The sequence below is a fragment of the Marinibactrum halimedae genome (genome assembly GCF_021234875.1).
GTDB classification, from domain to species: domain Bacteria; phylum Pseudomonadota; class Gammaproteobacteria; order Pseudomonadales; family Cellvibrionaceae; genus Marinibactrum; species Marinibactrum halimedae.
Window position 1 is genome coordinate 84,550 of record NZ_JAJQVM010000001.1, and the last position, 14,504, is coordinate 99,053.

The 14,504-nt window shown below is 45.1% G+C and carries 11 protein-coding genes; 7 read left to right on the forward strand and 4 right to left on the reverse strand.

All coding sequences use genetic code 11. The features are described from left to right. The first annotated feature begins 6 nt into the window (after positions 1–6). The 3 genes from prmC to LU351_RS00365 all read left to right on the forward strand — a co-directional run bounded on the left by prmC (position 7) and on the right by LU351_RS00365 (position 3,531). Positions 7–849, forward strand: coding sequence for a peptide chain release factor N(5)-glutamine methyltransferase (gene prmC / locus LU351_RS00355; protein ID WP_232592184.1), 843 nt, complete (start codon positions 7–9; stop codon positions 847–849). Between the two features lie 107 nt (positions 850–956). After that, the gene (locus LU351_RS00360; protein WP_232592005.1) at positions 957–1,703 is read left to right on the forward strand and encodes a HesA/MoeB/ThiF family protein; all 747 of its coding nucleotides are present in this window, start codon (positions 957–959) and stop codon (positions 1,701–1,703) included. Between the two features lie 286 nt (positions 1,704–1,989). Beyond that, positions 1,990–3,531, forward strand: coding sequence for a YjgN family protein (locus LU351_RS00365; protein ID WP_232592006.1), 1,542 nt, complete (start codon positions 1,990–1,992; stop codon positions 3,529–3,531). Positions 3,532–3,539: 8 nt separating this feature from the next. On the opposite strand, the gene LU351_RS00370 is transcribed toward LU351_RS00365, so the two are convergent. Beyond that, positions 3,540–4,928, reverse strand: a complete 1,389-nt coding sequence (locus tag LU351_RS00370; protein WP_232592007.1) for an MATE family efflux transporter — start codon at positions 4,926–4,928, stop codon at positions 3,540–3,542. 519 nt (positions 4,929–5,447) lie between these two features. On the opposite strand from LU351_RS00370, the gene LU351_RS00375 reads away from it, so the two are divergent. The 3 genes from LU351_RS00375 (at position 5,448) to LU351_RS00385 (ending at position 9,357) form a co-directional block, all read left to right on the forward strand. Then, positions 5,448–6,026, forward strand: a complete 579-nt coding sequence (locus LU351_RS00375; RefSeq protein WP_269783217.1) for an HvfX family Cu-binding RiPP maturation protein — start codon at positions 5,448–5,450, stop codon at positions 6,024–6,026. A 317-nt stretch (positions 6,027–6,343) separates the two neighbouring features. After that, positions 6,344–7,846, forward strand: a complete 1,503-nt coding sequence (gene rhlB / locus LU351_RS00380; RefSeq protein WP_416053922.1) for an ATP-dependent RNA helicase RhlB — start codon at positions 6,344–6,346, stop codon at positions 7,844–7,846. Positions 7,847–8,103: 257 nt separating this feature from the next. After that, entirely contained in the window at positions 8,104–9,357 is a 1,254-nt protein-coding gene (locus LU351_RS00385) for a diguanylate cyclase (protein ID WP_232592010.1), read from the forward strand. A gap of 98 nt (positions 9,358–9,455) precedes the next feature. Here LU351_RS00385 and LU351_RS00390 read toward each other — a convergent pair whose 3' ends face one another. Continuing rightward, on the reverse strand, positions 9,456–9,920 hold the full coding sequence (locus tag LU351_RS00390) for a hotdog family protein (RefSeq protein ID WP_232592011.1): 465 nt from the start codon (positions 9,918–9,920) through the stop codon (positions 9,456–9,458). A 307-nt stretch (positions 9,921–10,227) separates the two neighbouring features. Next, positions 10,228–11,376 carry a succinyl-diaminopimelate desuccinylase gene (gene dapE, locus LU351_RS00395; protein ID WP_232592012.1) on the reverse strand — a complete coding sequence of 383 codons (1,149 nt, stop codon included), beginning with the start codon at positions 11,374–11,376 and terminating at the stop codon, positions 10,228–10,230. Positions 11,377–12,295: 919 nt separating this feature from the next. Here dapE and LU351_RS00400 point away from each other — a divergent pair. Next, the gene (locus LU351_RS00400; RefSeq protein ID WP_232592013.1) at positions 12,296–12,829 is read left to right on the forward strand and encodes a hypothetical protein; all 534 of its coding nucleotides are present in this window, start codon (positions 12,296–12,298) and stop codon (positions 12,827–12,829) included. A 689-nt stretch (positions 12,830–13,518) separates the two neighbouring features. On the opposite strand, the gene LU351_RS00405 is transcribed toward LU351_RS00400, so the two are convergent. After that, entirely contained in the window at positions 13,519–14,442 is a 924-nt protein-coding gene (locus tag LU351_RS00405; RefSeq protein ID WP_232592014.1) for a GGDEF domain-containing response regulator, read from the reverse strand. Positions 14,443–14,504: the final 62 nt, after the last annotated feature.

Sequence of the window (14,504 nt, forward strand, 5' to 3'; positions counted from 1 at the left end):
GCTTCCATGAACATTCGCAGCGCCATGGCGCTGGCGAAGACCCTCGAAGGCAGCGACAGCCCGAGGCTGGACATAGAATTATTGTTGTCTTACGTATTACAGCAGAACCGCACCTATTTAATGACGTATCCAGAGCAAGCGCTGACGGCTGCTCAGCAAACGGCGTTTCTGTCGCTGCTGCAACGCCGTCAGTTGGGCGAACCTGTTGCCTATTTGCTGGGTGAACAGGGTTTTTGGTCATTGATGTTGCAGGTTTCGCCTGCCACGTTAATTCCTCGACCCGAGACGGAGTTGCTGGTTGAGCTTGCCTTGTCATTGCTGTTACCAGAATCGTTGCGGGCCCTAGATTTGGGTACGGGCACGGGTGCCATCGCCTTGGCTTTGGCCAGTGAACGCTGTGATTGGCAGGTGATCGCCACCGATGTGCAAGTTGAAGCCGTTGAGTTGGCAGAGCGTAATCGTGCAAGCTTATCGTTGAATAATGTTGAGGTGCGGCAAAGTCGCTGGTTTGACCGCATTCCTGAATCCAATTTCCACCTTATCGTTTCGAACCCGCCTTATATCGATGACCAAGACCCGCACTTATCAGAAGGGGATGTGCGTTTTGAGCCTCGCTCGGCGTTAGTGGCACATGATGGCGGGTTGGCAGATTTGTCGGAAATCGTTACCCAGGCCCCCGCTCACCTTGCCGATGGTGGTTGGTTGTTGTTGGAGCATGGTTATGATCAGGGCGAAGCGGTACGGCAATTACTCGCGCAATCAGACTTTACCGAGATAAAAACACATCAAGATTTGAATGGGTGTGACCGAGTCACGTTGGGGTGTTGGTGGGGGGCTGCTCTTTGTTAATCATCCTTCGTTAAGTTTTCTACTAGGTTTCCTACTCATTTTTCTGCTCATTTTTCTACAGACAGTTTTTAAAATACCCGAAAGGCTCAGAGGTTTTGAAGTTAAGTATGCTCAGTGACGATCAACTTTTGCGATACAGCCGCCATATTTTGTTGCCACAGATGGACGTGGGTGGTCAAGAAAAGCTGTTAGGCAGTCGTGTGTTGATTGTCGGTCTTGGTGGGCTTGGCTCGCCAGTAGCGATGTATTTGGCTGCAGCTGGTGTGGGGCATCTAGTATTGGTGGACCATGATTGTGTGGATGAGAGCAATTTACAGCGTCAAATTGTGCATCGGCAATCGACGGTGGGGCAAAGCAAAGTGGATTCTGCACAAGCCTCGTTATTGGCACTGAATCCAACTATCACTGTGGATGTGCTCAACCAAAAATTGAGTGGTACGGAATTGGCACGGGAGGTGGTCGCCTCTGACTTAGTACTGGATTGTACCGATAACCTCCAAACACGGTTGAGTATCAATGCTGAGTGCGTCGCCCAGAAAACACCACTTGTCAGTGCGGCGGCTATCGGGATGGAAGGCCAAATGTACGTGTTTGACTCTCGGGTGGAAGGGGCGCCTTGCTATCGATGTTTGTATGATGAATCCATGGATTTATCCTTAAATTGTGCAGAAAGCGGTGTGCTTGGCCCGGTTGTTGGGGTGATGGGCTCTCATCAGGCCTTAGAAGCTGTCAAAATTCTATCGGGCATCACACCACCGAAAACCGGGGTGCTGCACTTGTTTGATGGTATGGCGGGGCAGTGGCGTTATTTAACGATTCCTCAGTTGCCTTCGTGTCCTGTTTGTCGGGGGTAAAATCTATCTGCTAACCAATTTCTTTATTCCTTCCTTCTCTTCTTCAGCTCACTTTTTCTCATTGGCTGCTCTGTATGTCGATGGTTCTTTATATCGATGGTTCTGTATTGGTCATGTGCTATTGCAACCATGACCTTATGGTTCGATGACTTCATAGTTTTTGGTTGATAGAATTCACACTAATTATAACTATTGGTGCATTCATCTCGCTCGCCATAGACGACAGTATGGTGTTGTTGAGGAGGATGCCGGCAACAGGGTGTATGGCTCACTACTTGGAGGGCATATGGCGGAAACCCAGTATGATGTGGTATTTCGTGGGGAATTGATTGGTGATCAATCACTGCCAGCGGCGAAAGAGAAGTTTGCGCAGCTTTTTCGGATTTCAGAGGAGCGTGTTGAAAAAATCTTTGCGGCGTCTAAGGTCACCATTAAACGTAATGTTAGCGAAGATAAGGCGAAGCGTTATCAGCAATTGATGTCTGTGGCGGGCATGGAGGTGTCTTTGGTGACGTTAGCACCGGTCATGCCTTTAGCTTCCCCTGCGCCTGAAGAGCCCGCTGTTGAGCAAAAGCTTTTGAATGAGGCAGCGGATCAACCCACGACAGCTCCGGTTAATTCGGTCTCTGCTAAGTCACCCTCAGTTAAGGCACCCCCTTCAGATTCATCTATTTCAGAAGAGCTAATTTCAAAATCAGCTACGCTAGATTCGTCTACTTCGGAGGACATTGCGGAGCATCCTGACGATGATCGAACCGATTATTTATCGGATACGCGAGGCATGGAGGCCGTGCGTGATTTACGTTTCGAATTCACAGGCAGGGGGGGGGATTACTTCAAAATCTGGTTGGTCAACCTACTGTTGACAGTGTTGACGTTGGGAGTCTACAGCGCATGGGCGAGCGTGAGAAAAAAACAATTCTTTTATGGTAATACCACATTGGATGGTGGTGGCTTCACTTATTCGGCATCGCCTACGGAGTTAATGGTCATACGCTTTGGTTTATTACTGGGGGGGTGGGTGTCATGCGCATTACTGTTGTGGTATCCCGTGATGGGGGTGGTAGGTTTGGTTTTCTTGGCGGGGATATTCCCTTGGGCGATGCATACCTCCTTACGATTTCATGCCGAGCATAGCGCTTATCGAAACCTTGCCTTCCAATTTAAAGGTCGAGTTATCGAAGCCTACAGTGTGTTTTTACTTTGGCCTTTGCTAAGCCTATTGAGTTTGGGGCTGCTCATGCCCTTTGCGATGTATCAATGGCAGCGCTATCGGATTAATAACTCTGGTTATGGCTCCTCGTATTTTAATTTAAGTGTGTCTGTGGTGGACTTCTATAAGGAGTGTTTAATCGGTTGTGGCCTCTGTGCAGCCGCTGCCGTGGTCGGAGGGGTTGTCACTGCTATTTTGGGTTCTATGCTGGGGGATTTTGCCTCGTTGATGTTGACGGTGTTGTTTTATGCAGCGGTGTATTTGTGCGTCTTCGTGGTGTTTACGGTTTTGTTCTCGAATCTGATTTTTAATCATACCGAATTGGAAGTGCATGGGTTTAATGCTCGTTTCAACGTCACGGACTTTGGGGTGTTGCAGTTACGTAATGCCTTTTTTCTGCTGGTAACTTTGGGGATGTATTACCCATGGGCGAAGGTGAATAGTGTTCAATATCGTACTCACCATATTATTTTTACCTCGGTGGGTGACTTGGAGGCGTTTATGGCGGCAGAACGTGAACAAAGCCTTGAGCGTGCGTCTGACTCATCCGTCGATGTGAATAATCATCATCGCGAAAATATTCGTCACCTTGACGATACCGTCGGTGTGGTATGAGTGAATGATCACGAAGACGATGAGTCAAGTGAAAGAGGCTGCTGTTGTCGCTGTTCAACCCGAATGCGATACAGCAGTCTTACCCCCATTAACACGGCAGCGGTGCTTAAACCACTGACAATCCCGATCCAAAACCCAAAGATTCCCAAGTTGCTTGGGTATGCCAGCCCCCACCCAATAGGGAAACCCACAACCCAGTAAGCGGTTAGCTGCATTCCCATAGGAACTTTTACATCACCGTAGCCACGCAGTGCGCCCCATGATGTGGCTTGGATGGCATCCATAAATTGGTAAATGGCACAAAGAATGAGTACGTCCGATGCGATTCTTTGTACTTTGAGGTCAGGGGTGTACCAGCCAGGTACCCAGTCGCGCAGCAATAGAGTGATGATGGCCGAAAGTAGAGCTAAGCTAGCCGCAACAGCGACACCGCTGCGTGCTGCAAATGCGGCTTGGGTCGTCTGATTGGCCCCTCTTAATTGCGCACAACGAATACACAGCGCAACACTCAATCCCAAAGGCATCATATAGAGTACGGCACCAAAGCTTTGAACAATCTGATGTGCGGCAACGGCGGTATCCCCTAACGGGGCGGCAAAGCTGGCAATTCCCGTGAAAAAAAACACTTCGGCAGAGACGCCAATGGCCAATGGGACGCCAATGGCTAAATGGGCTTTGGCATGACGCAGTTGAGGCCGCCACAGTTTGGAGAATAAATGGTAGGTGCGATACACCGAATGCCGTTGCAAGATAATAAAGAGAATGCCAAAAGCAATCCAATACGCGCAGTTACTGGCCCAGGCACAGCCAATGGCACCCATTTCAGGAAGCCCCCACTTACCGAAGACGAACGCATAATCCAGTACGATATTGAGCAAAAAAATGGAAATGTTAGTCCACATGGCTAAGTGGGTATCTCCTACTGCTTCACAAATGCCACGCAGCACAGCCGTCAATGTAAACCCAATGCAGCCTAAGGATAATACGGATAAATAATGTGCCGAGATGGTATTGGCGGTGTCACCGAGATTGAGGCGAGGAATCCAAAATGGCGCGCATATCAGAATACTGGCAATGATGAGGGCGGTAGCAAGCCCAATCCATAAACTTTGTTGCATTTGAAAGCCAATCCGAGAGCGCCTTCTTGCACCGTGTAATTGTGCGGCAATGGTGGCAGTAGAACCGCAGATGCCAAGAATAAACACGCTTAATGCTGACCAAATACCTGAGCCAATGGCAAGCCCTGCTAGGTTAGCGGTGTTGACTCTGCCTGCCATCAGGGTATCGGTGGCGCCCATACCGATAATAGCAAGGTGGCTGATGATAAGGGGAAATCCCAATTTGAGAAGTATGCTGGCTTCTGTGAAAAAACGCTCTGATCGTTTTGATATGTTCATTTTATAAAAACAATTTGCCGGGGTGGAGACTGCTCATGTATGCAATGGTTAAGGGAAATAATAAAAACCGTCATAAAAAAAGTTGTAAAAACAGAGCATAAATGTCGCTCACACACGAAGGGTATCGTAGGCTGATGTTGTGGGGAATCGTTGAATATTTTCTTGTTAAGACTAAAGGCATGTTTTACGACACAAGTTTCTTCAGTGTATTTATCATTAAGGCTGTTGTTCTTAAAGGTAACTTATAAGGTACATTGTCTCGCTATACTTTTGTGATACAAAGAGAATGGAATTGCACTATAACAGCGAAACACAATTAATCCTTAGCGTTTATGATTGGTGGGTGCTTGTAAAGTAAAGCGTGCGGGGTTCAGTAACACTAAAATCAGTAATACTAAAACCAGTAGTACTAAAACCAGTAGTACTAAAACCAGTAGTACTAAAACCAGTAGTACTGCAAAGAGTAGCAAGAGAGGAATTTTTGTGTTGGTCGATAATATTATTGCTTTTTATACGAGTATGATAAAAAAAATTCAGTGTTTTGAGGGTTTGCCTCCATTACTGCTCCGGCTCATATTGGCCCCTGTCATGATTCAAGCCGGGTGGAATAAATGGGTCGGCTGGGAAGGCACGGTACAGTGGTTTGGGAATGCTGAATGGGGGTTGGGTTTGCCTTTACCCGAAGTAATGGCTTTTTTGGCTGTGGGCGCAGAACTGGTTGGCGGTATCTTGATATTGCTGGGCTTGGCCACCCGTTTAGTGGCGATTCCTCTTATGGTGACGATGTTGGTTGCGGCGTTTGCGGTGCATTGGGAAAACGGATGGTTAGCGATTTCAGACGCAAGCAGTTGGTTGGCAAATGAGCGAATTGAAGAAGCGGAGGTTCGAAAAGCACGCGCTGTCGAGATTTTAAAAGAACACGGCAATTACGATTGGCTAACGGCTCGTGGCTCAATTACCATCTTAAACAACGGTATTGAGTTTGCTATTACTTATTTTGTTATGCTGTTGTCCCTATTTTTTACTGGCGGCGGCCGGTATGTGAGTGCCGATTATTGGGTGGCCTGTTTTTTTCAGACTCAACACACAGAGCGATAAGTCCCTCTAGTGGTTCCTAAGTCGTCGTTCTATTGATAGCTCTATAAGCATCTTGTTATGTCTGTGATACAATGCTGAGCACTTTGCATACAGACGGGTAGTGAAATTTGATTGTTAAACTGTTAAAAAAAATGTCGGGCGGATCTGAGCAGACGAATACTCGACAAAAGAAATCTTCTTCTCAGCGGTCAGCCTCATCCAAACACGACGGTCGCAATCATGGTGGGAGTGGCAAGCCTCGTCACTCCCGTCGCAATAATAATCGGCGTAAAAATGGTGGTCAGTCTCGCCATTATCAGGATGATCGAGCGACGTCTATGCGCTCGACGAATACCCGTTCAGCCAGTAATGATGGTGACGCTGATTTAATAACGACACCGGCGGAGTCGTCGATGTCGGATTCTTCCTCCTCGAGAAAGCCTCGTCAGGGGCGCCGCAGAAAACAGCGCGCAGACTCACCGAAAGTCGATTTGGTCGCCCAGCATCAACAGTGGGATGCGTCAGAATTTGTGGTAGAAAAAGATCCCAATCGCACACGTTTCCATGATCTTGGGTTGCGCAGCGAGTTAATGCACGCTATTTGCGATTTGGGCTTTCAATATTGCTCACCGATTCAAGCTCGTTCTTTACCTTATACGCTCAACGGGCAAGATATGGTCGGAAAAGCACAAACAGGCACGGGAAAAACAGCCGCTTTTTTGATTGGCATGATTGATGACTTGCTCAGTCATCCACTGGAGCAGAATCGCTATGCCGGTGAGGCGAGGGCATTGGTGATTGCGCCTACGCGTGAGTTGGTGATTCAAATAGCCGACGATGCGAAAAATTTGTGCAAATACACCGACTTAAAAATTCACACCTTAGTGGGTGGAATGGACCATGCCAAACAGCAGCAGCACCTGCATGATTCGTTTGTTGATATTTTAGTTGCAACACCGGGCCGCTTGATGGATTTCGTTGGCAGTAAGGACGTGTACCTTGATCAGCTAGAGATTCTGGTGATTGATGAAGCGGATCGTATGCTGGATATGGGGTTTATTCCTCAGGTTCGGCGTATTGTTCGTTCAACGCCGCCAAAAAGTCATCGCCAAACCTTGCTGTTTTCGGCCACGTTTACCGATGAGGTGATGAATTTAGCGGATCAGTGGACTGAAGAAGCGGTAACCATTGAGATTGAACCGGACAGTGTGGCAACGGACCGTGTTGAGCAGCATGTTTATTTGGCCGCTACCGAAGAAAAGTACAACCTTCTCTACAACATTGTGCAGAAGGACGAAGTAGACAGCTTAATTGTATTTGCGAATCGTCGTGATCAATGTCGACGTTTGCATGAGAATTTGCTTCGTCATGGTATTAAGGCGGGCTTGCTCTCAGGCGAAATTGCTCAGAATAAGCGTGTTAGAACCTTGGACAAATTTAAGTCTGGAGAAACTAAGGTCTTAGTTGCCACCGACGTAGCAGGCCGTGGTATTCATATTGATGGCATTAGCCACGTTGTGAACTTCACGTTGCCTGAAGAGCCAGAAGATTATGTACACCGTATTGGGCGCACAGGGCGTGCAGGCAAAACCGGGACGTCCATTAGTTTTGCTTGCGAAGACGATGCGTTTCGCTTGATGCCGATTGAAGAATTGTTGGGTGTGCCGCTGAAATGTGTGCAGCCACCTGTGGATTTGTTGGTAGAGCCGCCGGCAATGGCTCCACGCTCCAGAAGTGATGGTCCTCGTGGCGATGGCGGTCAACGTCAAAGGCGCTCACATAGGCAGGATTCTCATCGCCATCGTCGGCCCTCTCATCATCGCTCTAACTCAAAAGACTAGCTTTTTATTTGCTTTTTCAAAGCTGGCTATTTCTTCATAATAGAGATTTCAGAGTATAGGTTTCCTATACTCTGCTCTGACTTGCTATATTTGACTCAATCTGTTTTTCTAGCGTCATTCTTCTTTATCCTGCTTTTCTTCACTTTGTCCATCTATCGCATTTCTTTGCCATATCTAAATAAGATGATCAGTAGCGCTGATCACCTCTCTTTTTGTTCTACACTGAAAAAAAGATGATGTGCATGGCGCGATGTTACATGAAAAAAATACTTGTAGTGGAAGACAGTCATACGGTGGGTAAAGTCATTCGCCATGTGGTGAATGCTTCCTGTGATTTTAACGGCCTTTATGCGTCAAGCTTTGCTGAGACTCGCTCGATTGTTACAGAACATAAAGCCGATATTTTTGCGGCATTGGTGGACCTAAGTCTTCCTGACGCTCCAGATGGTGAAGTGGTTGATTATACGCTTTCTGAAGGTATTCCCACTATTGTTTTGACGGGGCGAGCCGACGACGATACTCGTGAAAAACTATTTAAAAAAGGCGTAGTCGATTATGTGAATAAAGAAGGGCGATATTCTTATTCTTACGCCGTGAATTTTGTGAATCGATTGCACCGAAATCAGAATGTGAAAGTCTTAATAGTGGATGACTCTCCGAGTTATCTAAAATTTATTTCCGGGTTACTGCGATTATATTTATTCCAAGTTTACACCGCCACAGACGGTGTTGAGGCAATCAAAGTTTTGGTTGAGAATCCTGAAATCACTCTTATGATTGTTGATTTCAATATGCCGAAAATGGATGGTTTTGAACTCGTTCGTACGTTGCGTAACAAATACGAAAAAACAGATTTGGTAATTATTGGTTTGTCTGGCGAAGGTGACGAAACATTGTCTGCCAAATTTATTAAAAATGGTGCCAATGATTTTTTAAGAAAACCTTTTAATCAAGAAGAGTTCCAATGCCGTGTTATGCACAATGTAGAATCTCTTGAACAAATTGCGGCTATTCGGGAGTTAATCAATCGTGATTTTTTAACGAATGCTTACAATCGCCGTTACTTTTTTCAAAATGCGGCTGGAATGTATGAAAAAGCAAAATCTGAAGATACCCCATTTGCGGTTGCTGTGATTGATATTGACCACTTCAAAAGTATTAATGATCAATTTGGCCATCATAATGGCGATTCAGCGTTGAAGTTTGTGACTAACATTATTTTTGAATCGTTACAGCGGTTTTTATTTGCCAGGGCAGGGGGAGAAGAGTTTTTTATCGCTATGCCAGGTTTAACCAATACACAGGCCTGCTTGTTAATTGACCGATTGCGAGAGGTGGTGGCTTCTTCTCCTATTGAAATGGATGGTGAGTTACGAGTGATTACTTTTAGCGCTGGTGTCAGTAATGACTTGTCCAATAGCTTGGATGACCAGTTGAAAATTGCAGATGCTAATCTCTATCGGGCCAAAGACGCGGGCCGTAATCTTGTCATCGGGGATGATGATTTTTAAAAAATATAATGCACTTGGAAATTGAATCTAGGTTGTTTGATCGAGTGTCTTTAATTTTTACCTAAATTCTTTTTTTCTGGACTCTAGAAACCTTAACATTATTGCATCCATTCTGACGGTACTCGAACCGCATCCACTTCTGCTTCTACGTAGGTTTTATCGCCGATATTCAAGGTGCAATTTAGGTAAACATGTTTCTCATTATGACCAGTGATGGCGGCATATAGTGCCAATTCCTTTTCAATCGGGACGGGTTTTAAGTAAGTCAGAGATAGTTTTCCTGTGGCATACCAAATATGAGGCGCGCTGCCAATGACTTGGTCGGCAAGGTTATACCCATAAGCCATAGCGGTACAGATTGCATGGCAGTCAATAATGGTGGCCATAACTCCGCCATTGAGAAATTTTGTTGGTGCGGCGCAATGATGTGCCTTTGGGGTAAAAAGGCACTGGCTTTTAGATGGCTCTTCAATCCAGTGACTTTTTATTCTTAAGCCATGGGTATTATTGGGGCCGCAGCCAAAGCAATGGTTGTGGGGAATGGCGTCTTGAAAGTAATTCATGGTGCGTCCTTAAATCAATTTTATTATTGTATTGATCAGCGTGTAAAAATTAAATTGACACGCCACATCATTAAGATGACGGTTTTTAACGTTTGAATAGACACTCGACTAATGCCACTTTATCAGCTTGATGTGAAGAGTAATAGCGTGAGTGTTAATTGAGGTGGAGTAGTCGCCTTGGTTTAACAGGCCTGAGATGACAGCGTGTGAGGAAAATAGAAAAAGTTAAGAACTGTGTGAGAAGGTAAATTTAGGGAAGTCATCGTTGCGTTAAATCACATGCCTAAAACGATGACTTCCAGTATTATTAACTCAGTAAACGTACCATCGTTTCTTCATAAATTGCGCTGGTATTGTCTAAATCTTCAATACTCACGCACTCGTCAATCTTGTGAATCGTTGCATTAATTGGCCCCATTTCGACCACTTGAGTACCCATTGGAGCAATGAATCGGCCGTCTGAGGTGCCTCCGGCGGTAGAAAGCTCTGTATCCATATCAGTAACGTGTTTAATGGCACCCACTAGGGCATCTACTAGCTCTCCATGGTCAGTCAAAAATGGGTTCCCGCTTAATTTCCATTCAAGTTCATATTCAAGATTATATTTGTCCAAAATGGCTTCAGTACGTGCTTTCAATATTTCTTCAGTGAGTTCAGTTGAGAAGCGAAAATTAAATACCACATTTAAGGCACCGGGGACGACATTGGTTGCACCAGTACCTGCTTGAATATTAGAGATTTGAAAACTGGTGGCAGGGAAGAAATCATTGCCTTGGTCCCATTCTTCATGGGCAAGTTCTGCCAGAGCCGGAGAAGCAAGATGAATGGGGTTTTTTGCCAAGTGGGGGTAGGCAACATGGCCCTGAACACCATGCACCGTTAACCAGCCGCCCAGTGACCCCCTACGACCATTTTTGATCACATCGCCAGCTTGGTGTGTGCTTGAGGGTTCGCCGACAATACACCAATCGACGGTTTCGTTTTGCGCTTGCAACCACTCAACCACTTTAACGGTGCCGTACTTGGCTGGCCCTTCTTCGTCGCTAGTAATCAAAAAGCCGATACGCCCTTTATGGTTGGGGTGATTCTCAACAAATCGCTCGCAAGCGGTGACCATGGCGGCAAGGCTTCCTTTCATGTCCGCTGCTCCTCGCCCGTACAACATGCCTTCATAAATAGTGGGCTCAAAAGGCGGAAAGTGCCATTGGTCTTCAGGGCCTGAGGGTACTACATCGGTGTGGCCGGCAAAGGCGAGTAGTGGCCCAGACTCCCCTCTTACGGCCCAGAAATTAACCACGCGCTCATCTCCTTCCCCCCAAGCCAATTGAGTGACGTGAAAGCCAATGCTCGAAAGACGCTCAATCATTAAGGTTTGGCAGTCTTCGTCTTTGGGTGTCACCGAACGCCGGCGTATAAGGTCCATTGCTAATTCAATTGTGGGGGATAATTCGGTCATAACACGGGTGTCCACATATAAGCCTCAAAAGAGGCTGGGTAAATAAAAGCGGCTGAGTTTATCAGAGTTTACGTAGATTCTCAGTACGATAGGCGGAGTGCGTGCTTGTGTTTTTTGCACCAAAATGGATCTTTATGAGTATGATTTTGGCTTCTCTGACTCTTTTGAACATGCTTGTTGTCAGTAAATATTCTCTTATATTAGGTAAAACAAGTCACTTTTGAGACTATTTAGTCTTTTTTTGTCTCGAGTAAGAGTTTTTATCTTTGTTAATGAGGAGTATTGACGAGGAATTTAAAGTTGGCATTTCTATTGCTTTATTACCTTTGCGAAATGATTGTCAGATTGTTGCTAAGGCGGTTACATCGGCAGTTTTGCAAAGACTTCTTATTGGGTACAGAAGTTTGGATGACAAAAGTGTCATCGGACTTCCGTAGCGGTAGCGCTTAAGTAAATGTTTTCATTGTCTTTGCAAACGGTTGATGTATACCGCCATTTTTTATACTGCGCTTAATTCTTTATTCTTATTTAATTCTTACAATGTTACTTCTTTGTTTTAGGTAGCATTCTTTAAGTTTTTTGTTTTTTTAATAGTCTTTCACTCCGTTATTTTTTCGCCTTGTTGATGGCGTTCTATTGATAGTTGTTTTATTGATCGATTGTAATTTTGTTGATAATTGAGCTTTGTTTAATAAAGGTTTTTTAACAGAGAACACGGTATCCCTCTTTTAGAATAGTGATTAAAAAAGCGGAGGGGTTGATGGATAAATGTGCTGTGTGAGTCTATACCGAAAATAGAGTGAATCATTTTTTATTTATGTCGTTTTATTGTTGTCACTAAGCATCTATATCATTAAATAGCACATAAAAAGAATGACGAAAAAGGGTCGATTTTTAGGCACCACCAAGTGAGAGAGTTATGTTAGCTCAGGTAGATTCGACAGGACGTGTTGTTCCATTAAAGGCGTATTCCCGACCCAATATTATTGACATTGAAGCGTCTGGTTTTGGTACTTACAGTTACCCCATAGAAATTGGTATAGCACTTCGTAATGGATTGCGATATTCGAGGTTGATTCGGCCTTGTGATTCGTGGACGCACTGGGATAAAGAGGCAGAGTCACTACATGGTATTTCTCGTTCACTTCTTCATCAACGTGGCTTGTCTTTAAGAGCGGTAGCGATGGAGCTTAACGAGATGTTGTGTGGAAAACGACTGTTTACCGATGCGTGGGTAGTGGATAAACCTTGGTTAGATAAATTATTCCAGCGAGCTGGTATTGCATGTGAGTTTTCGATTAGCCCTTTGGAGTGCATTATGTCGGAGGGTCAGCTGGCTTTATGGGCTGATGTAAAAGGAGAGGTATGCCACGAGATTGGGCTTAAGATGCATCGTGCTATTGTGGATGCGGTGGTTATTCAAGAAACGTATGTAAAGACCAAGTATTATTAGGCCAAGTACTGTGATATTGAATCTGAATGACAACACTTTATTAAAGCACTGACACTGAATGAAATGTGCGCTTTAATCGAGCAATGCATTATAAACGAAAAGGCCGAACAGAATCTGTTCAGCCTTTTAATGCGGTCGCCCAAGAACCTAAGAGACATCCGTGTTGATTAAATCCTTTTTTTGTTATCCCAGTCGTCCTGACTACTATCTGTTTATCGTTCCTTGATGCTATTCATCCTTAAATACTCATTGGTACCAACATTTCCATCCTGGTGATGCGTGTACCGAAGCAGTACTGACAAGTCCATTGTCTCGATTTATCCCTGGGTGTCTTCCATTACACCTTTTATCCTTCTTTTTCATTTCCCTGAAAATAAACTGCACTGCCATCCTGGCGAGTCGTCCTTGTGGTTTCCTTGTTGGCAAAGTCCTTGCTGTACTTCTCTCCTTTTGTGTCTCCTTACACGATGCTTTCATCCTGAAAATTGGCCGAAATAATCATCCGTTATTATTTCTTCCTTGGCCGTGCTTCCTTAAGTCCATGACCATCCAGTGGTTGTGTAATCCTTACACCATTCCCTCAAGCCTTCCTAGCTTTGATTCCTTGGCATGTCCTTATGTTGCGTATTGTGCTCAATTGAGGTGTTTCCGAATAGATGTTATTGACGCTACTTAATGTGAGATATGTCTCACGCGGAGAGAGAATTGTCTGAATAGGTGTGGCAGCAATTTCTACCTTTTCTTTTTGCTGCGTAGAGTGCGGTGTCGGCGTCTTTTAATGTTTCTTCAAAACCATGGGTGTGAGGCATCCATAATGCGATACCGATGCTGAGTGTAATGGTAATGGGGGTTTGTTCGTGCTGGTAAGGCGTGTGTTCAACAGAGTGTCTAATACGCTCGCCAATTGAAGTTGCGACAGATAAGTTGGTATCTGGGCAGCATAATACGAATTCTTCTCCACCATACCTGCCGAAAATGTCAGATGGTCGAATACAGTGTTGAATGGTTTCGGTCACATGAATTAATGCATTATCGCCCACATTATGCCCATAGTTATCATTCAGGCGTTTAAAGTGATCAATATCCATCATAAGAGCGCAAGAAGGTAAATTTAAACGTTCGGCTCGTGAAATTTCACGCTCTGATAAATCGAAGAAAGATCGGCGGTTATTAATACCGGTGAGAGGGTCTTGTGTTGCTAGGCGAATGAGTTCGTCATTGGCAGTTGCCAGTGCATGTTTTTGCTCTTGAATGCGTAATGCAGAGCGAATTCTTGCCGCTAATACGGGATAGACAAGAGGTTTGGATACGTAGTCGTGAGCACCTAAGTCTAGTGCCTTGATAATGTCCTCAATATCATCGTTTGCGGAAATAATAATAACCGGCGTGTCGTGTGTTTTTGAGTGTGCTTTTAATTCTTTTAATGCCTCAATGCCATTGAGCACAGGCATATGTAAGTCCAATAGAATGAGTTCCGGGTCATTTTCAATAGCGGAGTCGACGCCTTCACGCCCATTGGTCGCAGTAATGACACGATAGCCATCATCTTCTAATTCAAACAGCAACAGTTTTATGTTGTCAGGAATGTCATCGACAATCAGTATTGTGCCCATTCCGTCTCCTAAGGCGGCGCTGAGTGTGCAGATCCATTTGAATTGAGGGAATTTTCACCGAT

Bases quoted from the DNA above. Each gene is read 5' to 3' on its own strand.
- prmC (WP_232592184.1), top strand. From the start codon at position 7: ATGAACATTCGCAGCGCCATGGCGCTGGCGAAGACCCTCGAAGGCAGC.
- LU351_RS00360 (WP_232592005.1), top strand. From the start codon at position 957: ATGCTCAGTGACGATCAACTTTTGCGATACAGCCGCCATATTTTGTTG.
- LU351_RS00365 (WP_232592006.1), top strand. From the start codon at position 1,990: ATGGCGGAAACCCAGTATGATGTGGTATTTCGTGGGGAATTGATTGGT.
- LU351_RS00370 (WP_232592007.1), bottom strand. From the start codon at position 4,928: ATGAACATATCAAAACGATCAGAGCGTTTTTTCACAGAAGCCAGCATA.
- LU351_RS00375 (WP_269783217.1), top strand. From the start codon at position 5,448: ATGATAAAAAAAATTCAGTGTTTTGAGGGTTTGCCTCCATTACTGCTC.
- rhlB (WP_416053922.1), top strand. From the start codon at position 6,344: ATGCGCTCGACGAATACCCGTTCAGCCAGTAATGATGGTGACGCTGAT.
- LU351_RS00385 (WP_232592010.1), top strand. From the start codon at position 8,104: ATGAAAAAAATACTTGTAGTGGAAGACAGTCATACGGTGGGTAAAGTC.
- LU351_RS00390 (WP_232592011.1), bottom strand. From the start codon at position 9,920: ATGAATTACTTTCAAGACGCCATTCCCCACAACCATTGCTTTGGCTGC.
- dapE (WP_232592012.1), bottom strand. From the start codon at position 11,376: ATGACCGAATTATCCCCCACAATTGAATTAGCAATGGACCTTATACGC.
- LU351_RS00400 (WP_232592013.1), top strand. From the start codon at position 12,296: ATGTTAGCTCAGGTAGATTCGACAGGACGTGTTGTTCCATTAAAGGCG.
- LU351_RS00405 (WP_232592014.1), bottom strand. From the start codon at position 14,442: ATGGGCACAATACTGATTGTCGATGACATTCCTGACAACATAAAACTG.